This is a genomic window from Microcoleus pseudofavosus SVA1_A4, assembly GCF_036700565.1.
Lineage (GTDB): Bacteria > Cyanobacteriota > Cyanobacteriia > Cyanobacteriales > Microcoleaceae > Microcoleus.
Window position 1 is genome coordinate 86,712 of the sequence record NZ_JAUBPE010000001.1, and the last position, 22,813, is coordinate 109,524.

16 protein-coding genes and 1 tRNA gene are annotated in these 22,813 nt (G+C 45.0%); 8 read left to right on the top strand and 9 right to left on the bottom strand.

Features of this window, described 5'->3' with window-relative positions:
* The first annotated feature begins 1 nt into the window (after position 1).
* On the top strand, positions 2-1,075 hold the full coding sequence (locus QUA02_RS00410) for an AlbA family DNA-binding domain-containing protein (protein WP_333024414.1): 1,074 nt from the start codon (positions 2-4) through the stop codon (positions 1,073-1,075).
* Positions 1,076-1,238: 163 nt separating this feature from the next.
* Here the strand turns inward: QUA02_RS00410 and QUA02_RS00415 are convergent, their stop codons facing one another.
* The 6 genes from QUA02_RS00415 to QUA02_RS00440 form a co-directional block, all read right to left on the bottom strand.
* Positions 1,239-1,544 (bottom strand): hypothetical protein, encoded by a 306-nt coding sequence (locus QUA02_RS00415; protein ID WP_333024415.1) that lies wholly within the window; start codon positions 1,542-1,544, stop codon positions 1,239-1,241.
* A gap of 77 nt (positions 1,545-1,621) precedes the next feature.
* On the bottom strand, positions 1,622-2,821 hold the full coding sequence (locus QUA02_RS00420) for a glutathione S-transferase family protein (protein ID WP_333024416.1): 1,200 nt from the start codon (positions 2,819-2,821) through the stop codon (positions 1,622-1,624).
* Positions 2,822-3,022: 201 nt separating this feature from the next.
* A complete protein-coding gene (locus QUA02_RS00425) occupies positions 3,023-3,907 on the bottom strand; it encodes a tetratricopeptide repeat protein (protein ID WP_333024417.1) in 885 nt (294 codons plus the stop codon).
* 248 nt (positions 3,908-4,155) lie between these two features.
* Positions 4,156-4,374: a hypothetical protein gene (locus QUA02_RS00430; protein WP_333024418.1), complete on the bottom strand. Its 219-nt coding sequence runs from the start codon at positions 4,372-4,374 to the stop codon at positions 4,156-4,158.
* 57 nt (positions 4,375-4,431) lie between these two features.
* A complete protein-coding gene (locus QUA02_RS00435; protein WP_333024420.1) occupies positions 4,432-5,055 on the bottom strand; it encodes a DUF4347 domain-containing protein in 624 nt (207 codons plus the stop codon).
* A gap of 276 nt (positions 5,056-5,331) precedes the next feature.
* Positions 5,332-8,520, bottom strand: a complete 3,189-nt coding sequence (locus QUA02_RS00440) for an ATP-binding response regulator (protein WP_333024421.1) — start codon at positions 8,518-8,520, stop codon at positions 5,332-5,334.
* A gap of 396 nt (positions 8,521-8,916) precedes the next feature.
* Here QUA02_RS00440 and QUA02_RS00445 point away from each other — a divergent pair, with 396 nt between their 5' ends.
* The 3 genes from QUA02_RS00445 (at position 8,917) to kaiC (ending at position 12,065) form a co-directional block, all read left to right on the top strand.
* Positions 8,917-9,852, top strand: coding sequence for a circadian clock protein KaiA (locus QUA02_RS00445; RefSeq protein WP_333024423.1), 936 nt, complete (start codon positions 8,917-8,919; stop codon positions 9,850-9,852).
* 191 nt (positions 9,853-10,043) lie between these two features.
* Positions 10,044-10,358 carry a circadian clock protein KaiB gene (kaiB, locus tag QUA02_RS00450; protein WP_006632119.1) on the top strand — a complete coding sequence of 105 codons (315 nt, stop codon included), beginning with the start codon at positions 10,044-10,046 and terminating at the stop codon, positions 10,356-10,358.
* Positions 10,359-10,502: 144 nt separating this feature from the next.
* Positions 10,503-12,065 carry a circadian clock protein KaiC gene (kaiC, locus tag QUA02_RS00455; protein WP_333024424.1) on the top strand — a complete coding sequence of 521 codons (1,563 nt, stop codon included), beginning with the start codon at positions 10,503-10,505 and terminating at the stop codon, positions 12,063-12,065.
* A gap of 158 nt (positions 12,066-12,223) precedes the next feature.
* Here kaiC and QUA02_RS00460 read toward each other — a convergent pair.
* A tRNA-Arg gene (locus tag QUA02_RS00460) sits at positions 12,224-12,296 on the bottom strand.
* Between the two features lie 359 nt (positions 12,297-12,655).
* Here QUA02_RS00460 and QUA02_RS00465 point away from each other — a divergent pair.
* The 4 genes from QUA02_RS00465 to QUA02_RS00480 all read left to right on the top strand — a co-directional run bounded on the left by QUA02_RS00465 (position 12,656) and on the right by QUA02_RS00480 (position 20,077).
* Positions 12,656-15,523: a hybrid sensor histidine kinase/response regulator gene (locus QUA02_RS00465; protein ID WP_333024425.1), complete on the top strand. Its 2,868-nt coding sequence runs from the start codon at positions 12,656-12,658 to the stop codon at positions 15,521-15,523.
* The gene (locus QUA02_RS00470; RefSeq protein WP_333024426.1) at positions 15,516-16,952 is read left to right on the top strand and encodes a hybrid sensor histidine kinase/response regulator; all 1,437 of its coding nucleotides are present in this window, start codon (positions 15,516-15,518) and stop codon (positions 16,950-16,952) included. The genes QUA02_RS00465 and QUA02_RS00470 overlap by 8 nt, the downstream gene beginning before the upstream one ends.
* A gap of 126 nt (positions 16,953-17,078) precedes the next feature.
* The gene (locus QUA02_RS00475) at positions 17,079-17,474 is read left to right on the top strand and encodes a response regulator (protein ID WP_333024428.1); all 396 of its coding nucleotides are present in this window, start codon (positions 17,079-17,081) and stop codon (positions 17,472-17,474) included.
* A complete protein-coding gene (locus QUA02_RS00480) occupies positions 17,471-20,077 on the top strand; it encodes a PAS domain S-box protein (RefSeq protein ID WP_333024429.1) in 2,607 nt (868 codons plus the stop codon). Before QUA02_RS00475 ends, QUA02_RS00480 begins: the two co-directional genes overlap by 4 nt.
* A gap of 7 nt (positions 20,078-20,084) precedes the next feature.
* Here QUA02_RS00480 and QUA02_RS00485 read toward each other — a convergent pair whose 3' ends face one another.
* Together QUA02_RS00485 and QUA02_RS00490 are read right to left on the bottom strand one after the other, a co-directional pair.
* Positions 20,085-21,173: a hybrid sensor histidine kinase/response regulator gene (locus QUA02_RS00485; RefSeq protein ID WP_333024431.1), complete on the bottom strand. Its 1,089-nt coding sequence runs from the start codon at positions 21,171-21,173 to the stop codon at positions 20,085-20,087.
* 125 nt (positions 21,174-21,298) lie between these two features.
* Positions 21,299-22,798, bottom strand: coding sequence for a sensor histidine kinase (locus QUA02_RS00490; protein ID WP_333024432.1), 1,500 nt, complete (start codon positions 22,796-22,798; stop codon positions 21,299-21,301).
* Positions 22,799-22,813: the final 15 nt, after the last annotated feature.

Genomic DNA, 22,813 nt, shown 5'->3' on the forward strand with positions numbered 1-22,813 from the left:
CATGGATATTACAAATGAAGTAGCCCAAATAATTGGACAGGAAGAAAGCTCTACGCTTGAATATAAAGCGGTTTTGCCACCATCCAGGAATATTGCTCAACTAATCAGTTCATTTGCTAATACTGAGGGTGGATACATCATTTTGGGTGTGTCAGATAATCTTGAAATCAACGGTTTAAGTGAAGACTTTTATGCCAACACGATTACGCATAAAGCATTAGATATTCTTTCACCCCGACCGCAGGTATATTACCAATACGTTGTATATAATGGCAAAAAACTTTATGCAATAAAGATTGAAAAATCAGACCTTTCAGTTGCTGTCGAAGATAAAATATATAAAAGAGTTGGCGCTAAAGTTCAACTGTCAAATCCTACTGAAGTTCAATTCAATGTGAACGGATATTTAAGAATAAAAAGTATAAATCAGCAGCTTGAAGAATATAATGAAAAGGCAACAAATGCCAAGAGCAAGTTGATTAAACACTATCAAAGTATTTTAAAGATAATAGATGATCTTGGTCAGATGCTTTATCCAATAGATGTAAATACGCCGACAATCAATCAAGAAGGGAAAATACTTACAAGAATATTGTTTTCCTCCTTTGTTGATAACTTTGAAACATATTTGTCTGAATTGTTGTATGAGATTTTTCTTGCGAATCCGGCCACACTAAAAACAAACGAACAAGTTACTATTGAAGAGGTTTTAAAATGTTCAGACTTGCAAGAATTTGTGGAGTATTGGGTAAACAAAAAACTTGGTAAGTTGCACAAAGGTAGTGTAAAAGGTTTTATCAAGGAAAATAAAAAAATAAGCGATTTGGGTGTTCTTGATAAATCTAAGCAAAATGAAATAGAGAAGATACTTCAAATAAGGCATTTGTATTCTCATAGAAATGGATCTGTAGATGAACAATTTCTTCAATATTTCGCTGGAAAATTTACTTTGAATTCAGAACATCAAATGTCTATAAGTGAGATTTGCGATACGCTATGTTATTTGGCTGAAGTTACCGACCAGATTGATTCAGCGGCAACAGCTAAATATAAACTGGCACAGATCAATAAATGATTAAAAAATATTTTCAAAATAGTTATATCGTCTTTAGCTCCCTCCTCACCCAAAAAGTAATCACTAACCATGCTCTCAAAAGTTAATTTAACACGCGATCGCCCCAAATTCCTACCCACGATCCTCAAGCCATCTTGATTCTAACCTCAGTCAAAAGAATTACCTACAAATCAGTATCTACGGGATTGATATCTTCTGGGGGAGGATGACGACCCCGTAATTCCTCTTCGGCCCGAATTGCCAACATAGTTGACCGATTCAAATCAAGGGCTTGCACTGTTGCTCGACCGATCGCCGTTAACCCGAGCGCTTCCACAGCATTCCAAACAAAGTGAGTATTCCATCTCTGTTGAGGAGGATTAAAAATATAGACAACCTCATCTTCAAGATCGATCGCCAACTCCACCAGCCCAGTATCTTCCTCTTCAAACAAAACCGGATTAAAAATCACATCAACCTTTAGTTTCATTAATCCAGCAGATAGCAAGCTGATGAAGTAGAGCAGCAGCAACACCGATTCCGTCTGATTCCGATCGCCCCAGAATCCTACACAAAATTAGCCGGATCTTGATCTCGCCGATGCTTCAATAGAATCGGAGAACCTTGGCCATCACCCACCAAAGCCGCCGTTTCCTCCAAAGCTTCCCTCAAGCGCTTCGCCGCGTAAATCGACATATCACGGGGCACATTTACCCGATCGCGCAAATACCGCAAAGCCGCATCAGAACCAGTCGGCGGCGTACAAACTTCGCCAGTCATCATCAAAGTTAAAGCACAACGCAAAGCCTCATCGAATAACTTGTCATCAGCAGGATTGACTCGAACGATGTTGCGCTGGTGCTTGATGACGCGGTGGAGTGCTTCAGCGCGGGAGGTTTCCGGTTCTGGATACATCACATCCGGGAGTCCAGCCCAAGGCCCATTATCCACGCGGGCTTTATTGAGTAGCATCTGAGGTTCGCCGTTTTCATAACACCCGCCCATCTGAGGCGGTAAATCGTGGACGTGGGTGTGAAAATCGCTCTGAGTGCCGCGATAGGTGGGGCGGGTTTCCATCGCCGCAAACCAGTCAGCAAAGCGGGGGTTTTCTTCGCGCATCGAGTAGCCTTTGTAGTAGTAAAGACTGGCATTCATGCGTTCCACGTAGGGCGTAAATATCACATCCGCAGTGCCAAATTCATCCAGGAAATAAGGCCCCGGAGTGCTAGCCAGAGCTTTTTCTACTTGGGCGACGACGCTGATAAATTGGTCGCGGTTGTGCTGTTCTACTTTGGCTGAACTTGCTGGGTAGCACAGCCAAGAGCACCAGGCTCTAAACAGCAGTCGCTCTAAGCGCCGCATGGGTATTACTGCGGGGTTTTCCATGCCCAAACCCAAGGGGCCATAAACTCGTTCGAGGGCGATTAATATATCATCGCTTTCGGTGATGATGCGGCCGTCTAGTTCGATCGCCGGTAGCATTCCCGATGGCACTTTGCGCTTGTACCAACTTTCCTTTTCCCCATAGCAGAACATGGTAATTTTGTCAATACGGTAGGGGATTTGTTTTTCTTCCAGCCACAGCCAGATTTTTTGGCAGTAGGGACACCAAGCATGGTGATCGCGGTACAGGGTGACTCGCACATCGGATTCGGTTTGTCCGAAGAGGCGCAACCGGGATTGAGCGTTGGTTGGGCCGTTAACGCGATCGATTTCAAAGTCTGTGAGGGCTTCTAATTCTGTCCAGCTTAGGGGGGAAACAGTCATAGGATTTTAGATTTTAGATTTTAGATGGGATAATTGAAGAAAGCGACTTCTTCGTGGCAATAATTTAACTTACGCACCAACTCTATTTGTAGGGTGCGCCATAAGCACGGCCGTGCGCCGAAGAGCACCCTACTAACTACTACAAACTTATAATTAAAAAGGTTTTGAGGACGATCGTCCTCACTGCAAACTTAACTACAATTAAGGCGACATTTGGGCAGGGAGTGGGGTGTCTTGAATTTTAGCAAGTGCTGCTTTCATTTCGGGAGTTGCCAAGAAGTTTTGGGTGGCTGTAATTAAACGATCGCCCCAGAGATTTTCTTTGAGATATTCTACGGTAGCATAGCGTTTGTCAAGTTTCAGAGCTGCTTCTCCCATCGCGAAGCCTTTTTCTTTGTCACCTTTGCCGTAGAGTGCTACTGCTAGAGCTAGCATTGATTCTGCTGCTTTGTTGTCGAGGGCGATCGCCTGTTCCCAGCGTTTGATAGCGCCATCGGCATCTCCCATTTCGTATTTGACTAATCCGATATTGTTGATAGCGGGCCAGAGGTTTTTTTCTAAAGCAAAGGCTTTTTCGTACTGGACGATCGCCTCGTCAAACCGCTTGAGCTTATAAAAAGCATTGCCTAAATCAAATAATGCACCTGGAGTGTCTGGTTTTAACTTCAACCCTGCTTGCAAATATTCGACTGCTTTGTCGTAGCGAGCCTGCCGAAAGTGAGCTTCTCCCAAGGCAAATTTAATTGAGGAATTTTCTGGCGCCAGAGATTGAGCTTGTCCCAAAGCTACAATCCCTTTATCGAACTGCTCGACTTGAAGGTACAAGCTGCCTAACAAAGTCCAAGTTTGAGCATTCTTGGGGGCTAATTGTGTGGCGAGTTCGGCTCTGGGTACGGCGAGTTCGTACTGCTGGAGTCTGGCTAGCTGGACGGCTTCTTCTGCAAGGCTCAAGGCTGTTTGTTCGAGTTGGGCAGAGTCGATTTGCAGGGTGTAAGGCAGGAGTGCCTGAGCGACAGCAGGCTTGGGCATTGCCCCCAAACCGAGTGCGAGTAGCAGAGATAATAGTAGAGGAATCCGATTAGGCACGCGATCAGCCCCAGCAAAAAATATAAAGGTTTCTCGATCGCCTATAATAACCCATAATTATCCAAATAATCATCGCAGGACTAGATTGTATTAATGGCGATCGCGCTAGCTTGCACCCCTAAAATAGCTGCCAAACCTTCGCCGCTGCTCAAATACCGCCATTTCCGCCTTTAGCAAATCCGTTGGTAATTTTTAGATTAGTAAAATTAACAGTAGGAGTTGTCAGCGTCGGAGGATCGGCGACATCGTTACCTATCAAAAAAAACTCGCCTAGTATTATTGCCGCTAATTCCAAAATTATTGCTGATAAAATCGAGACTTTTAGTAATAATTGGCAAGTCAGCATTGAGAGTAATGTTGTTGACTAAAGTTACAGTATCGCCGCCAACAGAAGTGTTAATTGCATTAGCAAGAGTGGCTGTGTCTGTAACATTCAAGTTAACCAAGACACTTTCGTAAGCTGCCATCACTCCAATTTGAAAAGCTAAAGGCGTTTCAATATTTCCGGTTGCTTTTTCTAATATTCAGTCGCCGCCTAATTTCGCATTCCCGGTTAAGTCTTCGGAAGCGGCAACATCTGCACCTGTTAGTTCGCTTAATTTTGAGATGAAATTATTGCCTTTATCTCCTTGAGCAACTTCGCAACCGTACAGGAGAATGTCTGGTGCGGAATTTGAATAAGACTTACCCACTTCGATCGAAGAAACCGGGTTTTTTACGGAATCTGCGGGCCGCAGCGCAGTATTTTCGTAAAAAAAACCGGTTTCTGAACCCCCAGATGAAGTTGGATCGGTTGCATCCAGCGTCCGTGTATCTGCGTTCAAAATCTGTGTCTGGCTGTTATTGTTATTTGTAACTGCTGGCGAGAACCACTGTTTTAAAGATTTTTGATAGCTGTCGAGATTGTCTGAATTTAGTTTTGTTGAACCTAATAACAAACTTCCTGGTTCGCCGTGAGAAATGATGTGAACGGCTTTAATATCGGTACGGTTTTTAAGTGCGGCGGCAATTTGTGCAATTCCGTCTGTTTCTGGGTTGAGTACAATTATTTGTGTTCCCGGTTTGAGGCTGGCGGCGAGAGTTGAGTAATCTTCTACTCTGGAGTCAATGACGGCGAGCTCCGATATCTTAGGTGTACTTGTCGTCATAGATTTAGAGCTGATTGTTTATTTATTGCTGGTTTGATGACAGACAACACGGCAACTCTGGACACGGCAATGCCGTTTCCCTACCACAAAATAATCGTAGCACGGGCTGCAAGCTCCCAGCCATCGCCCAATCAAAAGATGTAACCATCGCCCGATTAATTGTAGGGACACGGCACTGCCTTGTCCTGATGGTTCTTTTATGATAATAAATAAGTCATTTTAGGCGAGGTAATGAGTAATTGTAAAGATAATTGGGTAAATTTTTGTGAATCGCTGCTATCCCTGTATGTTCTGTTGAATTCGCTCTAACAATTGTGCTGCCGATAAGGAAGAAGGCAAAATTTTGGCAGATACTTCTTGCAGCAGAAAGTCGATCGCCTCGGATTCCGAATTTACAGCAGACCGATAATCCCAGACTAAAATTGGCAGTTTTACTGCCATTTGCCGCAGGTTGGATAGCGCTTGCAACATAGCGGTTGATTCAGAGGGGGCATCTCGCAAGCACAGCAAAACTAAGTCAACGCTTTGATATTGCAACTGCTGCAAAACTTCTGTCCAACAGGGAGCGATCGACCCTCGAAATCCTGCGGTTTGGATGTACTGAATCAAAGCTTGAAGGTTGGGAGTAGAAAACTGGGAATTGGGAACCGGAATCTCGGCTTTTGTCGATCGATCGCGATTTTCCAATTCTCTCGTCGGGTTCCCCCCAGCCGTGCGGTGCAAGTCCGGTAAAGTCGAAATGTCGGCCAATAAAATGCTGGGCTTCCAACTCATGCCAGCAGCTACTTGAATCACTTGCCACAACGCACTTGCCACCAACCCAGTGCCGTCGGGACTGCCGGCTGCCAAACAGGGAAATACCGACAATCCTTTGACTTGATTTGCCAGTTGCGTAGTTGCGGGATCTAAAGTCACCAAGGGGAGAGAACCCAAATTTCCAGACCGACTTAACTGTTCGATAAAAGCTGAGGGGTTTTGCAGTTGACTTGTACCGTCCAAGACGATCGCGTCGGGCCGCCAAATTCGGGCCACGAGTTCTGCTTGGCCGAGGTCGTCTGCTTCTAGAACCCGGCAGTAGTTGGGGTTGAGCAGTAAAGCGGAACTGTGAGAGGAACTGTTTTGCGGGCTTAGCCACAACACGGTTAAAGAATTCCTCACTTTGGCGGTACTGGCATTACTTTGACCGATCAAGTCGGTCAGCAGCCGGCGCAAAGCGGGTTCTTCGACTGGCAAGCTCAAAAACCCTTCGGCTCGGTTGACAGCAGCCCGTTCTTTTTCGCCTCTGGTGGCCGTGACGATCGCCGGAATCGATCGGGTATCTGCATCGCTCTTGAGCAGCGTCAGCACGTCCCAACCGGACAGCAGCGGCAGCAGCGGGTTGAGGAAAATCGCTTCGGGACTGAACCTGCGGGCTTTTTCCAGCGCTTCGGTGCCGGAACGGGCGACTATTACTTGGTAGCCCAAACCGGAGAGGACGTTGGTTAAATCTTCGATATATTTGGGAACTGCTTCGACTATTAATACTAAACGAGAGCGAGAATTGGCGATCGGAGTCTGATATTTTGGTTTTAATAATTCTGACTCGGCCTGGGTGCCTCCTGGGGATTCTTCAGAGCTGTTTCCCGGAGGACTTGGCGGCAGCAACAGGGTAAATTGAGAGCCTTGGTTTTCTGAGGAAATAAACGAAACGTCTCCGCCGTGAAGCCGAGCTAGGCGTTGAGTGAGTACCAGTCCCAGTCCGGTTCCTTGAAAGCGCCTGGTGAGGGGGCTTTCTAGCTGTTGGAATTTCTGAAAAATCAGGTGCTGTTTGTCGGCGGGGATGCCGATGCCGGTGTCCCAAACTGTAAATGCGAGCCAGCCTTCCCAAACATTTACTTTCAATCCGATTTTGCCGCCCGTGGGAGTGAATTTTAGGGCGTTGGAAAGGAGGTTGACGAGCATTTGTCGCAGCCGCAGTTCGTCTGCAATTAAATAGCTCAGTCCCGGTTCTATTTCGAGTGTAAATTCGATTTGAGCGGAGGGTTCTGCGTTTGCTGCGCTGTTGTGAGTGCTCGGCTGGGGAGGGGATTTTTCTTCTTGCTGTTGCAGTTGTTGGGCTTGTTCAAAGGATCTTTTACAGGTGGCTGCTATTTCTACCGATTCTGGAATTAGTTCTAGCTGCCCGGTTTCCATCCGGGTCAAGTCTAAAATGTCGTTAACTATTGTCATTAAATGCCGCCCGCTTTTATGGATTAGTTTGGCGTAGCGCGTTTGGCGGTCGTTGAGTTCTCCGATCAATTTATCTTTGAGGAGGCTGGACAAACCGAGGACGGCGGTGAGCGGGGTTTTTAGTTCGTGGCTGATGCAGGATAAAAATTCGTCTTTGAGTCGGTTGAGGTGGATTAAATCTGCGTTTTTTGCTGCTAGTTCTTTGGCGACTAAATGTTCTTCGGTGACATCTTGTCCCATGACTAAAATTAGCTGGTCCCAGAGCGGTTGTTTGACAAATTGCCAGATCCGTTGTTGGCCTTTTTGTACGGGGCACTCGCAAATGTAGGTATCTGGTTTGCCGGCGGTGGGGCACCAAGCTGGAGCGGTTAAGGTTGAGGGGGAGGCGGCGGCGTACAGGGGCAACGGGCAACTGGTGGGTGCGGTTGAATCGCGATCGCCCCTACTTGCTCCTACTAAGCTCCGGCATTCTTGGGTGATGGCTTCTACCTGCGCGCTCGTGTATTCGGTTGTTAAATGGCTTGGTTTGTGGGGCGAGTGTTTGCCCAAATTTGCTGCTGGTTCTGGAATTGGTTCTGGGCCTGCTCCCAGCAAAATCCGCCACGCTGCGTTTTGGCTGACTATTTGTCCGGTGGGGGTTTGCAATCTCAGGGGCAGGGGCAGTTTTTCCAGCAGTTGCACTAAGGAGTTGAGGTTTTCCGAGGGTTTCAATCCTGCTTCTAGAAAGCGCACTTGAGCGTCTAGGGCGGTGGCGATGGCTGCGGAAACGGGTATTAATTCGATTTCTTTGACTGCTTTTGGCTGCTCTGTCAGGCTGCTGTTAAGTGCGGCGAATTGCAGCAGGCTCAGGCTGTCTAGCAGTCCTAAAAATTGACCCCTGGCATCTGTGAGGGCGATCGGGCTTTTGGAGGAACCGCCGGCGATTTGGTCGAGCCGGGCTGGGGTGTTAAGTTCCTCTGTTTGTATGTACTGCCAGAATTCGCTGACGCTCAGAGCGGCCGGTACTGCCCTGACGGGTTCGATCGCGATCGGGCTTTCTGACAAAGGTTGTTGCCAGTCGTTTGCGCGATCGGCAACGCGTGCCCAAAGGCTGCGGAGGTAAACTAATCCCAGGGGCTGTAGCTGTTCGTTGACTACTGCGACTCGATCGCAGTTACAGGAGCGAAAAATTGACCGCAGAGATTCTAGCGCCGCCGTGGATTGGCACAGCGGCACTGGCTGGATAAAATTCTTGAGACTGGGGCTGGTGAGTGGCATAACAAACCTGAGAGTCTGCTATCAATAGCAGTAATATTTTTGATACCCAACGTAGCTGCGGATTTCTGTATCTTATTTGTTTTATATCAGTTCGCTATCAGACCGGGGATCGGCACCGAGACCTGTGAGTTCGATGCCCGCAGCCGATTTGAGTTGACTATCACTTATTTTAAGGCTTAAGCTTAATTGCAGAAATCAGGCTTAGGGTGCTTGACACAAAAGTTAAAGAGTAGACCTTAATTATCCCTCTGTGAGCAACTTGTTACCAATTTTGCTGTTAAGATTGCTTACAGTCAATGTTGCGATAATTGTTAAAATGTTAAGTGTTTTGTAAAGGAGATATCAACTCTGAGCGATCCAGCACTTTCGGGCAATGCCGGCGTTTCACCTACAGCTTTGCTTCCTCAACTGTCGATCGGTATTTTTGTCCGATCTGAGAAAATCGCAGCCTCTGCGATCGAGCTTTTGAGGGGCGAACGCTATGCTTTAACGCATATTAAGTCGGCGGTGGAGTTTTTGGGGTTCTTTAAGCACAATTACCACGTCGATTGTTTGGTTTTTGAAGTAGATGGGGATCTGCGCGAGCTTCTGAGCAAGCTGCAAGAACGATCGATCTTTTTGCCAGCAGTGATTTTTTCCCCCCAGCCCGGGGAGGATGGAAGGCCCGAAGCACCACCTTCTGAGAGTTTTGAGGCTGCCGCTAGTACCGCCGACAAGAGTCAAGAGCAAAGTTGTGCTTTTTTTTACCACCCTGCTGAGGTGCAACTGGCACTCGCTCAAGCGAGCGAAATAGGTGCAGGTATCGATCGGGCGATCGCACAATTTCTGAAACTTTCAACTCCGGTTCCTGTCAATTACCAATCCGCAACAGTAGATGCGACGGCCCAATTAACAGCTCAAAGTTTGCTAAGCCGACAGCAGCGGCGGCTGGCGGAAAAATTACGGGAGCGATTAGGATACTTAGGTGTCTATTATAAAAGAAATTCCCAGATTTTTTTGCGAAATCTGTCTGGAGCAGAGAAGCAAAAGTTTTTGGAGCAACTCAAGTCAAGTTATCGCGACATCGTTTTGAATTATTTTTCTCAAGATACTGCGGTCAACAATCAAATAGATGAATTTGTGAATTTGGCTTTTTTTGCTGACGTTCCCGTGACTCAAATTGTAGAAATTCACATGGAATTGATGGACGAGTTTGCTAAACAGCTACAATTAGAAGGGCGCAACGAGGAAATATTGCTCGATTACCGCTTGACCCTGATTGACGCGATCGCTCATATGTGCGAGATGTACCGGCGATCGATTCCAAAAGAGGCATCTGAGGTTAAAATGTAGAAGGCCCGACTGCCGAATTTAAGAAATAATAAGGTAGAAGGTAGAATTTAACAAAAAAGAAAGGAGAAGGCCCGACGGCCGCGCGAGCGCGAGGCTGAAATTATTATAAAATAAGAAAGAACAGCGGATTCCAGACAAATAACAACTACAACTAACATCTAGCAACTAATACTCAACATTTAAAAAAGTTCATGAGTCCTCTGAAGAAAACCTACGTTCTGAAGCTGTACGTTGCGGGGAATACTCCCAACTCAGTGCGAGCTTTGAAAACCCTAAAAGACATCCTAGAACAAGAATTTCAAGGAGTCTACGCGCTGAAAGTCATAGACGTTCTCAAAAATCCTCAGCTAGCAGAAGAGGACAAAATTTTGGCAACCCCGACGCTGGCGAAAATCCTGCCGCCGCCGGTCCGAAAAATTATTGGCGATTTGTCCGATCGCGAGAAAGTTCTGATAGGATTAGATTTGCTCTATGAAGAACTTCGCGAAGAAGACCTGAATTCATAAGATAATCAGGTGACACTCATTAGTCAGCAGTCAGCAGTCATTAGTTATTGAGCAAGAGCCAAAACTAAAAGCTGGGTACAAAGACTCACGACCTGCGGTTAATGAGTGACAACTAAAGAATACTGAGAGTTGACAAAAATCGACATGAATGAAATTAGTCAAACGGTTCAACGAGAAGGATTGGTAACGGCAGGCGTTGAAAAAATTCGCACGATGATTGAGGGTTTCGATGACATCAGTCACGGCGGAATGCCGAGCGGCAGAACCACCCTAGTCAGCGGCACGTCAGGAACGGGAAAAACTTTATTTGCAGTACAATTTCTCTATAACGGAATTACCCATTTTGACGAAGCTGGAGTGTTAGTAACTTTTGAAGAATCTCCGACAGATATTATTAAAAATGCTTGCAGTTTCGGTTGGGATCTGGCACAGTTAATCGATGAAGGCAAGCTATTTATTTTGGACGCTTCCCCCGATCCGGAAGGTCAAGATATCGTAGGAAACTTTGATTTATCAGCCTTAATCGAGCGAATTCAGTACGCAATTCGCAAGTACAAAGCCAAGCGGGTTTCTATAGATTCGGTGACGGCCGTATTTCAGCAGTACGACGCTGCATCCGTGGTGCGCCGAGAAATTTTTCGCTTAGTTGCGCGCCTCAAACAAGTAGGCGCAACTACAGTTATGACTACCGAACGGGTGGAAGAATACGGTCCGGTGGCGCGGTTTGGAGTGGAAGAGTTTGTGTCGGATAATGTAGTAATTGTTCGCAACGTTTTGGAAGGGGAACGCCGCCGCCGCACCATCGAAATTTTGAAGTTGCGCGGTACAACTCACATGAAAGGCGAATATCCTTTTACCATGACTAATGACGGAATTAATATTTTCCCATTGGGGGCGATGCGATTAACTCAAAAGTCTTCTAACGTGCGGGTTTCTTCAGGCGATAAAACTCTCGACGAGATGTGCGGCGGCGGTTTCTTTAAAGACTCGATTATTTTGGCGACGGGCGCGACGGGAACCGGCAAAACGCTGTTGGTGAGCAAGTTCTTGCAGAATGCTTGTATGAACGGCAATCGGGCGCTGCTTTTTGCCTATGAAGAGTCGCGGGCTCAGTTGTTCCGCAATGCTTATTCTTGGGGTATTGATTTTGAGGAAATGGAACAGAAAGGACTGCTGAAGCTGCTGTGTACTTACCCGGAATCTGCGGGTTTGGAAGACCACTTGCAGACTATTAAATCAGAAATTGCTGAATTCAAACCTTCTAGAATTGCCATAGATTCGCTGTCGGCCTTAGCTAGGGGTGTCAGCAATAATGCTTTCAGGCAATTTGTGATCGGAGTGACGGGTTTTGCGAAGCAGGAAGAAATAACCGGCTTTTTCACGAATACAAGCGACCAGTTTATGGGTTCTAATTCGATTACGGACTCCCATATTTCTACGATTACTGACACGATTATCATGCTTCAGTATGTAGAGATTCGAGGGGAAATGTCGCGGGCAATTAATGTGTTTAAGATGCGCGGTTCGTGGCATGACAAAGGGATTCGGGAATACACGATTACTGAAAGAGGCCCGCAAATTAAAGATTCGTTCCGCGGTTACGAACGGATTATCAGCGGTTCTCCGACTCGGATTACAGTTAATGAGAAGAGTGAGTTATCGCGGATTCTCCAGGGCGTGCAAGGTCAAAACGATGACGATATTTGAGAGTCAGCCGTCTGTTGTGCAGCTATTCGGCGGTGCGCGGTGCGCACCGCCGAATAGCTGTGTTCTGAGTTCTCCTCGCCCAAACAGCCATAAATCTAGAAGAATTTGTCATTAAAAAACGATCGAGCGCGAACGATCGATCGAATCCTTAATTTATATGAGCACGGAGGGATTTGAACCCCCGACCCTCAGGACCGGAACCTGATGCTCTATCCACTGAGCTACGTGCCCTCAACTTTTTCGACTATAACACGCCTTGCGCAAAATGGCAAGGACGATCGCAAATTCGATCGGCAGTCTCCAAAGTGCCGGGCCTATGGGGTGCCACTCGCGCTTAGAGCGTGCATCAGGCTTCTCGCAGCCCGAGACTGCAAATTTTACCTAAATCGTCAAAATAATACGACAATGGGTAAAATAATAGACTTTGATATAGCAAAGATTAGGTTCACAGGCGATCGGGGTTAAGCATCTACTGTGGCTAATATAGCCCGCATCAATGCCCTCTAGCTAATCGGCATTAGATGGCGCTGCTGTTAAGACAGTCTCTGCAAGGACGGTTCTAGCCTAAGTACACAAAAACTCTGAATCCTATGGTTTCTAAAATTTTAGACAAATTATCGTTGCGAACTGTTCTCATAGTTCCATTTGTACTGCAAATCGTGGGAGCCGTGGGACTCGTAGGATATCTCTCTTTTAGAAACGGACAAAAAGCCGTTAATAACCTTGCCGGCCAGTTAATGAGCGAAGTGAGTTTGCGTGTCGAGCAAAACCTCCAAGTTTACCTGACAACTCCGCATCAAATCAATCAAAGCAAGCTCGATGCTGTTAAGCTCGGGTTGTTAAAGATGGAAAACTTATCAGCTTGGGAGAAATATCTTTGGCGGCAAGTACAATTATATCCCTATATCAATTTTACATCTATTGGCAACAAAAATGGAGACTATCGAACCGGAGAAAAACTGTCAAATGGCTCTTTAATGATTAATGTGTCAGGCAAATCTACTGGTTTTGATTTTTATTCTTACAATACTAATGATACAGGCGATCGCACTACCGTAGCAACAGTTGTCAAAAAGTTTGACATCCGCGAACATCCTTCGTACCAAAATGCGGCTAATGTTGGCCAACCAACTTGGAGCTCAGTTTATATTTCGTTTCTAGAACCGACATTAATACTCAGCGCACTCCAACCCGTATACGAAAATAATCAGCTAGAAGGAGTATTAATTTCTGCCTTGCGTCTAGACTATATAGGCAGATTTTTAAACAGTCTCAAAATTGGCAAATCCGGGCAAGCATTTATTGTCGAAAAGAATGGTACGTTACTGGCAACTTCAACTGCGGAACAACCATTCCGTACCAAAGATAATAAAAAAGAACTGTTCAAAGCAGAAGAGAGTGTTGACCCCTCGACTCAAGCTACAGCTAGATATGTAGCAGTTCGTTTTCGGGAATTAAAGGAAATTAAAACTTCCTATCTCTTGAATTTTGAAATAGACGGCAAGCGACAATTTGTAAAAATTCAACCATTCCAAGATGGCAAAGGTTTAGACTGGCTGATTGTGGTTGTGGTTCCTGAAGCAGATTTCACCAAAGAAATCGATGCCAATACCCGCACAGCGATATTGCTTTGTTTGGCAGCTTTAGGAGTAGCTGTAGCGATCGGCATTCTGACTTCTCGGTGGGTGACAAATCCTATTTTGCGCTTAAATACAGCAGCAAAAAATATTGCTAAAGGTGAATGGGACAAAACAGTAGAAAGCGAACGCTCCGATGAATTGGGGGAATTAGCCAAGTCATTTAACAGCATGGCTCAACAACTGCAACAATCTTTTGAAACTTTAGAACAGCGAGTGCAAGAGCGGACGGCCCAATTGGCTGTAGCTAAAGACAAAGCGGAAGTAGCGAATCAAGCTAAAAGCACCTTTCTTGCTAACATGAGCCACGAATTGCGATCGCCTCTCAATGCAATTCTCGGCTTTTCCCAACTGATGACTCGCAGCCAAACTCTATCCCGAGAACATCAAGAAAATCTTAGCATAATTAGCAGCAGCGGAGAACACCTGCTCACCCTGATTAATAACGTGCTCGATTTATCTAAAATTGAATCGGGGCGCACCACCCTAAATCCGAAAAAATTCGACCTCTATCGCCTGCTAAACGAATTAGAAGATATGTTTCAACTCAAAGCAGATGAGAAGGAATTACAGTTAGTTTTTGAGCGCAGTACCGATGTACCCCAATACGTAGAAACTGATGAGTTAAAGTTGCGGCAAATTTTAATTAATCTGCTGAATAACGCTCTTAAATTCACCAATGAGGGCGGTGTTTCGGTCAGAGTAAGCAAGCATTATTCAGGCGGAAATCAGCAGGCAGAAGGCGAAAAAAATAAGCTTTCAGAAGAATCAAAGAATACAGAGATTTCAGCAAGTAATAATCTTAAGCAATCCCAATTAAGTCACTCAGAAAACGCGAGTTATGCAACCAAAAATGACTATTCAGCTTCTGCTTATTCCTTGTTTCTTCATTTTGAAGTCGAAGATACTGGCCCAGGTATTTCTGCCAATGAATTAGACAATCTTTTTGAAGCTTTCGTGCAAACCCAGACAGGCAAAGATTCGCAAGAAGGTACAGGCTTGGGATTGCCAATCAGCCGCAAATTTGTGGAATTAATGGGCGGCGAGATGAGGGTCAGTTCTGCTGTCGGCAAGGGTACTAATTTTAAGTTTGATATTAAAGTTATTGGGGTCGATGCGGCTGATATTGAAAGCAAAAAGCCGACTCGCAATGTGATTGCGCTCGAACCAAACCAAAACCCCTATCGAATTTTGATAGTAGACGATAAACCGTTAAACCGCCAATTATTAATTAAACTTCTCAATCCTCTGGGTTTTGAACTGAAAGAAGCTACTAACGGTCAAGAAGCTATTGAGATTTGGGACAGTTGGGAGCCGCATTTAATTTGGATGGACATGAGAATGCCTGTTATGGACGGCTACGAAGCAACGCAATACATTAAAGGAACTATTAAAGGTCAAGCTACTGCTATTGTTGCGCTGACTGCGAGCGTTTTGGAGGAAGAACGGGCAGTTATTTTGTCGGCGGGCTGCGATGCTTTTATGCGGAAACCTTTCCGGGAAACGGATATTTTCGATGCTATGCACAAACAGATCGGAGTGCGCTATATTTATGAAGATCCCGGTCAAGCTAATTTATCGGCAATCAAAGAGCGCGATCGGGGCGAAATGACTGTGGCTGACTTCGTGAAATTGCCTGAGCCGTTAATAGCTGATTTAAAGCTGGCGATACTGAATGCAGATATGGATTTGATTGATAGCTCGATCGAGCAAATTCGATTAAAGGATGCAGTAACGGCCGGTGCGATCGCAAATTGTATAGAAAATTTCGAGTACGACAAAGTTTTAAAGTTAATTTCTCAAACAATATCACATGAATAACGAGCTTCCCAGCACCGATCGCGGTAATATTTTAGTAGTTGACGACACTCCAGCTAATTTGCGGCTGCTAGCCGGAATTTTGAATGGCAAGGGCTATAAAGTCCGCCCCGTACCTAGCGGGGAGTTAGCGCTGTCGGCGGCAAAAGGTATGCCTCCCGATTTAATTTTGCTGGATATTATGATGCCCGAAATGAACGGGTATGAAGTTTGCGAAAAAATCAAAGCTGATGAACGCACTCGCGACATTCCGGTAATTTTTATTAGCGCGATTAATGACGTACTAGATAAAGTCAAAGCCTTTGCTGTGGGCGGGGTTGATTATATTACCAAGCCCTTTCAGGTGGAAGAGGTTCTAGTTAGGGTAGAAACCCATTTAGCAATGTGCCAGTTGCAAAAAAAGCTCCAACAGAAAAACGATGAACTGACAGTCACTTTAGACCAACTGCAAGCTACTCAGAATCAATTAGTTCAATCGGAAAAAATGGCTGCATTAGGGCAACTGATTGCGGGCATTGCTCACGAAATTAATACGCCGCTGGGAGCAATTCGATCGTCTATTGGCAACATTACCAACTTTTTGGATAACAATCTCGAAAGTTTGCCAGTTTTTTTTAAAGAACTGTCAGCCGAACGCCAGCAAGATTTCTTGAGTTTGATGTACAGTTCCCGCCAACAAACTTACTCTTTATCTACGCGAGAAAAACGGGAATTTAAAAAAGGGCTGAAGCAGCAACTAGAGTCGGAAAGCATTGACAATGCTGATAGCCTTGCTAGCATTTTAGTCAATATCGGATTGCAGGGAAACCTGCAAGAATTCTTGCCCTTGCTCAAAGACCCTGACAGCGAAAACATTATAAAAACAGCCTACGACTTTGCTAGCATTCACAGAAGCGCCCGAACCATCTCTACCGCTACAGAACGCGCAGCAAAAGTCGTCTTTGCCCTGAAAAATTATGCGCGTTACGATGTAAACGGGGAAAAATTACAGGTGAATATTACTGAGGGAATTGAGACTGTATTAACTCTTTATCAGAACCAGATAAAGCAGGGTGTGGAAATCGTCAGAAACTATCAAGCTCAATTGCCTGCGGTACTGTGTTATCCCGACGAACTAAATCAAATTTGGACAAATTTAATTCACAATGCCTTACAAGCGATGGACAATCAAGGAAATTTAACAATTGAGGCGCTACAGCAAGATACTAGCATCATCGTAAAAATCACTGACAGCGGCAAGGGAATTCCACCGGAGATTTTGCCTAAAATTTTTCAGCCATTTTTTACTACCAAACCTGCGGGAGAAGGCAGCGGGTTGGGATTAGATATTGTTAACAAAATAATTGAAAAACATCAGGGTAAAATTGATGTGGAGTCTGTGCCAGGTAAAACTGCATTTACAGTGTCTTTGCCGATTAATTTAACTGAGTAGGTAAAGCGCCCCAGACTTCAGTCTGGGCTAAAAATTTGCAGTCTGCTCGCGCGGAATGTAGAATTTGGAAAACGGTGTGCTTACCCATCGGGGTTCAGCCTGCCAGACTAAAAAAGGAAACTAGCGATGTCTAAACCAGCAATTTTGTGTGTTGACGATGAAGTAGCGGTTTTGGAAAGTCTGGAAATTGAACTGCAACAGGCATTTAACGGTAAATATCTTTGCGAATTTGCTGAAAGTGCTGCCGAAGCCCTGGAGATTATTGAAGAGCTATGTGAAGCTGATGTTAACATTCTAGTGATTGTCTCTGATTGGTTGATGCCCGGAATGAAAGGAGATGAGTTGCTGATTAAAATTCATCAAAAATATCCGCAAATTGTGACTGTGATGCTGACGGGACAAGCAGACCAAGAAGCAATCGAACGAACAAAAACTAAAGCAAATCTTCATGCTTTCATACAAAAACCTTGGCAAAATCAAGAATTAATTGAAGCCATCAAGTCTGGTCTAGCAATTTTATGAAAAAACCAGTCATTATTTGTGTCGATGATGAGCCGACTATACTCGATAGTCTGGAAATCGACCTGCTAAAAGCTTTTGAAGATAAATATTTAATTGAAATGGCGGAAAGCGGCGAAGAAGCTTTAGAGTTGCTGTCAGAACTTTTAGCAGAACAGTATGAAGTTCCTTTGGTTATTTCCGATCATATCATGCCTAATATGAAAGGAGACGAGCTATTAAGAAGCGTTCATGCCATCTCGCCGAAGACTCTCAAGATTATGCTGACGGGGCAGGCTGATTTGGAGGCCGTAGCCAATGCTATTAATTATGCTAAATTGTACCGATACATACCTAAACCTTGGCAATCTGATGACTTAAAATTAACTGTTACTGAGGCAATATACAGATATTTTCAAGACAAAGAATTAGCTGAAAAACAAATAGAACTTCAGGAGATGAATCAGGAATTGGTAAGATTAAACCGCAAGCAAGCGATGCTGATTGCCAAACTCCACGAAAACGAAAGTCGGTTGACGCAATATCTGGAAGCTATGCCCTTGGGCGTGTGTGTACTTGATGCGAACGGGCAATCTTTCTATGCGAATCAGAAGGCGCGGGAGGTATTTGGCAAAGGCACTGTGCCGCATATTAATTCGGAGCAGAAAGCAGCAATTTATCAATTCTATAAAGCCGGAACTAATGAGAGATGCCCTGTGGAAGAATTGCCAATTATGCGGGCGCTCAGGGGCGAAAATGTGCGGACTGAAGATGTAGAAATTCGGACGGGCAGTAAGATTATTCCGGTGGAGAGTTGGGCCACTCCAATTTATGATTCTACAGGCGACATTTCCTATGCGATTATTGCTTTTAGTGACATAACTGAACGCAAGGAAGCTGAAGCGGCGCTAATTCAAGCTGAAGAGAAGTATCGCGGGATATTTGAAAATGCTCTAGAAGGTATTTTTCAGACGACGCCGGACGGACATTTTATCAGTGCGAATCCTGCTCTGGCGGAAATTTACGGCTACGATTCCGCGTCAGAATTGATAGAAAGTATTAATGATATTCAGCAGCAATTGTACGTGCAACCGAACCGCCGTCAAGAGTTTCTGGCGCTGATGAAACAGCACGGTACTCTGTGTGAGTTTGAGTCTCAGGTTTACTGTCGAGATGGCAGCATTATCTGGGTTTCTGAGTATGCGCGCACAGTTTATGATGCTAACGGTGAAGTGCTTTACTATCAGGGTTTTGCTAAGGATATTAGTTTGCAAAGACAGGTGGAAGTGGAAAGAATCAGGTTTACTAATGATTTAGAAAAAGCTTTGGCAGCCGAAGAAAAGTTAAATGAGGCACTGTCAGAAAACGAAAGCCGATTGACTCAATTCCTGGAAGCGATGCCGGTGGGAATATTTGTTGTCGATGGTAAGGGTAAACCTTTTTACATGAATTCTTGGGGCGAAAGGATACTAGCCCAAGGTTTAATTTCTGATGGGGGTACTGACAAATTTCCTGAAGCTTATCATTTTTACGACGCTGGAACTAATCAATTGTATCCGAGCGCTCGCCAACCGATTGTTCGGGCGTTGCGGGGAGAATTTGTGCGTATGGACGATCTAGAAATTCATGGGTCAGATCGGATTGTGCCGATCGAGGTTTGGGCGACTCCAATCTACGACGAACGGAAAAACATAGTTTACGCGATCGCAGCATTTCAAGACATCACAGAGCGTCAAGAGGTAGAAACCGAGCGCCGCCAATTCACAGACGAGTTGGAAAAAGCTTTAGCAGCGGAAGAAAAATTAACAGATGCTTACGGGCGGTTCGTGCCGCACGAATTTCTCCACTTTCTGGGATATGAAAGTATTCTGGAAGTAAAATTAGGCGATCAGGTACAGAAAGAAATGTCGGTGCTGTTTTCAGATATTCGCGATTTCACTTCTCTTTCTGAAACGATGAATCCCGAAGAAAATTTTCAATTTATTAATGCTTATTTGTCGCGGATGGAACCGGCAATTACTGAAAATCTTGGCTTTATTGATAAATACATTGGCGATGCGATTATGGCTCTGTTTAATGGCAGTGCGGACGATGCTGTGAAAGCTGGAATTGCGATGCTAGAACAGCTTAACGAGTATAATATTAGCCGCAATCGACCCGATCGCCCGCCGCTGCAAATTGGTATTGGAATCAATACGGGTTCTTTGATGTTAGGCACGGTTGGCGGTCAAAGTCGGATGGACAGCACGGTGATTAGCGATGCGGTAAATTTAGCTTCCCGCGTGGAAAATTTGACGAAAGAGTATGGAGTGTCGATGTTAATTACTCACAATACTTTTATACAGTTGAACGATATTTATGATTTTAGGTTGATCGATCGCGTAACAGTTAAAGGCAAATCGCGAATGGTAACAGTTTATGAAGTATTTGCGGCCGATCCGCCAGAGTTGCGGCAGAAAAAGTTAGAGACAAAGACAATCTTTGAGCAAGCTTTGGTATTCTACAATAGTGACAGGTTTGTGGAAGCTACAAGATTGTTTTCGGCGTGCCTGCAAATCAACCCTAGGGATAAGGTAGCTCAAATTTATATGCAGCGGTGTGTGAAACGGGCGATCGCTCCTGCATAATTATTGTTTAGACAGGCAGGGAAACGCAAACAATAGTTTCTTGCTGCGGCAAACTTTCTATTTTAAATTCTCCTCCGTGCAATTCTGCAAGGCGTTGAACGATCGCCAGCCCCAATCCCAAACCTGCTTGTTGGTAAAGTTTGCGATCGAACTGCCTGTAAGCTTCTAGCTGTGCAATCCGATCGGCAGTCATGCCGCGGCCTTGGTCTTTGACAGACAGAATAAAAGTCTGATTTTCCACCAAACTGCTTAAGAAAACAGGCGTTCCTTCTAAAGAAAATTTGAAGGCATTGTCCAGCAGTTCCTCAACAATTTTTGTGAGTCTCATAGAATCCATAGCCACCGACGAATCTTGCAAATTTAAGTGTAAATCGTCTGTTCTATTCGCCTGTTTCGCTTGCTGACGCGCTTTTTCAGCCAGCAAAGATTTGACGCAGCTAAATTCGCTGTTGCGCATCTCCTTTAGCAGTTCGGGATTTGTGGCTGCTATCTCCAGTTCTGCATACAGCAAAAAATTCTGAATCAGTCGGTACAAGCGATGACCGGAAGTGTTAATTTGACCGATCATCTCTAAGATGTCTGATTCCTCGAAAAGCTGATATTCTGACAAAATCAGCTCGGAAAAACCCAGAATGGCATTCAAAGGAGTCCGCAATTCGTGGGGGAACGACATACTAATATTGGTGCGCAATTCGTCTAGCGTTTTTTGAGATTGCCTGCTAATTGTTTTATGTTTCTCAAGTCGAATAGCAATTGCTTTTAGCAGTTCTTGCGGCGTACAAGGCTTAGTAATGTAATCGTCTGCTCCCAGTTCCATGCCCGTGCGAACGTCACTTTTATCGGCTTTTGCTGTGAGGAAAATAAACGGAATTGTGGCAGTTAGGGGTTCGGAGCGCAAAGCTTTGAGGACGCAGTGACCGTCCACTTCCGGCATCATCATGTCGCACAAAATTAAATCCGGGATTTGTTCGATCGCCAATTTGATGCCGACTCGGCCGTTAATCGCTCCAATTCCTTGAAAATTCTCGGCTTCCAGCAACTCTAAAATATTTTCTCTAATCGACTTTTCATCTTCAATTACCAAAATCTTGGTCACGGTGATTGCTCCTTTTAGTTAGTAGTTTTTTGGGAAAATTCTGGTTCACACACTTGACAAATTTGTTTTTTTATGCACTTAATTTAGCGTTAAGCGGCGGATGTTTGTAGTTAATAATTCAGTTATTATTCGCTGGCGCAAATTAAAGGTAAGGTAATAGTGAAAATGGTACCGTTTCCTTCTTGACTGTCGATCGCGAGCTTGCCACCGTGAAGTTCCACAGCCCTTTTCACAATTGCTAAACCGAGACCTGTTCCAGAAATAGTGCCCACATTTGTAGCTCTGTAAAAAGTTTCTAAGATCCGCTCTCGATCGGCTTGGGGAATTCCGATGCCCCGGTCTTGAACTTGGAAAACAGCTTCTTCATTTTGACATTTGAGGTGCAAGGAAATTGAACTGCCGGCGGGGGAATATTTGATGGCATTTGAAAGGACGTTTCCCAAGATTTGCCGCAGCAGTTTTTCATCCATTTGAGCGTCGCAGTTGCCGCCTTCATGTTTAAAGGCGATCGGGTGTTGGTTGCTGTCGTTGAGCTGCTGCTCTTCTACGAGTTGACGACAGAATTTTTCGATGTTTAAGGAAATCGGTTGAAACTGTAGTGTATTTGCTTCGATTTTCCCAATTACGAGGATATCTTCTAATAACTCTGTCATGCGTTTAATTGCTAATTGAATCCGCACAAAATGAAGAGATTTTTTATCTTCTGACCATTGAGAACTGTAATCTTGCAGCAATCCAGCCGAAAATTGGATGGTTGTCAATGGGGTGCGGAACTCGTGGGAAACCATTGTGACAAATTTAGCTCGGAGTTCGGAAAGTTCTTTTTCTCGTGCGAGTGCTTTGAGAATTTCGGCTTCCGCTCGCTTGCGATCGCTAATGTCGCGGGCTTCAGCAATCAGCAGCAAAATTTGTCCTGTGTCATTTTTAACAGGTTTCAGCGAGAAATCAACCGTCACTATTTGGCCGCCTGTTCCTAACAAGTCCATTTCGCTGCGAAAAAATTCGCCCGTAGCAGCTTTGGCGATCCCTTCTTTTAATTGTGCTTTAGCATTTGGTGACTGTTGCCAAATCGGCTGTTGCCAAATCGGGCGGCCGATAATATTTTGCGATCGCATTCCGGTAAATTCTAGCGCTGTCTCGTTCACTTCCAGCACGATTCCTTCGGGAGTCAGCAGTTTGGTTAGCTGAAACGAAGAGTCAAAAATCGCCCGAAAACGCCGCTCGCTTTCCCTGAGCATTTGAAATGTTTGAGAGCGTTCGATCGCGTAACGGATCGTCCGCACTAATAATTGGGTGGTAATTTGACCTTTAACAATGTAATCTTGAGCTCCCAAGCGAACTGATTCAAGGGCGATCGCCTCATCATCCAAGCCCGTCATTACCACCATTGCCGTATCCGGGGCAACTTCTCGCAGGCGAGTTAGGGTTACCAAACCGTGGCTATCGGGTAAAGAAAGGTCGAGCAAAACTACATCAAAGGGCTGTTTGCTCAGATGTGCGATCGCTTCGTGCAGAAACTCAACAGACACCAGTTCCCATTCTACGCCCACAGATACTTCTAGCAGCTCTGCCAGCAAATCAGCATCAGCCGGATTGTCTTCTACTAACAGAATCTTAATCCACATAGCTTTGACATTTTT

Excerpts from the sequence above, each read along its gene's own strand:
- QUA02_RS00440 (WP_333024421.1), bottom strand. The coding sequence starts at position 8,520 with ATGCCACTCACCAGCCCCAGTCTCAAGAATTTTATCCAGCCAGTGCCG.
- kaiC (WP_333024424.1), top strand. The coding sequence starts at position 10,503 with ATGAATGAAATTAGTCAAACGGTTCAACGAGAAGGATTGGTAACGGCA.
- QUA02_RS00475 (WP_333024428.1), top strand. The coding sequence starts at position 17,079 with ATGTCTAAACCAGCAATTTTGTGTGTTGACGATGAAGTAGCGGTTTTG.
- QUA02_RS00490 (WP_333024432.1), bottom strand. The coding sequence starts at position 22,798 with ATGTGGATTAAGATTCTGTTAGTAGAAGACAATCCGGCTGATGCTGAT.
- kaiB (WP_006632119.1), top strand. The coding sequence starts at position 10,044 with ATGAGTCCTCTGAAGAAAACCTACGTTCTGAAGCTGTACGTTGCGGGG.
- QUA02_RS00420 (WP_333024416.1), bottom strand. The coding sequence starts at position 2,821 with ATGACTGTTTCCCCCCTAAGCTGGACAGAATTAGAAGCCCTCACAGAC.
- QUA02_RS00415 (WP_333024415.1), bottom strand. The coding sequence starts at position 1,544 with ATGAAACTAAAGGTTGATGTGATTTTTAATCCGGTTTTGTTTGAAGAG.
- QUA02_RS00470 (WP_333024426.1), top strand. The coding sequence starts at position 15,516 with ATGAATAACGAGCTTCCCAGCACCGATCGCGGTAATATTTTAGTAGTT.
- QUA02_RS00465 (WP_333024425.1), top strand. The coding sequence starts at position 12,656 with ATGGTTTCTAAAATTTTAGACAAATTATCGTTGCGAACTGTTCTCATA.
- QUA02_RS00480 (WP_333024429.1), top strand. The coding sequence starts at position 17,471 with ATGAAAAAACCAGTCATTATTTGTGTCGATGATGAGCCGACTATACTC.
- QUA02_RS00430 (WP_333024418.1), bottom strand. The coding sequence starts at position 4,374 with ATGGCAGCTTACGAAAGTGTCTTGGTTAACTTGAATGTTACAGACACA.
- QUA02_RS00435 (WP_333024420.1), bottom strand. The coding sequence starts at position 5,055 with ATGACGACAAGTACACCTAAGATATCGGAGCTCGCCGTCATTGACTCC.
- QUA02_RS00410 (WP_333024414.1), top strand. The coding sequence starts at position 2 with ATGGATATTACAAATGAAGTAGCCCAAATAATTGGACAGGAAGAAAGC.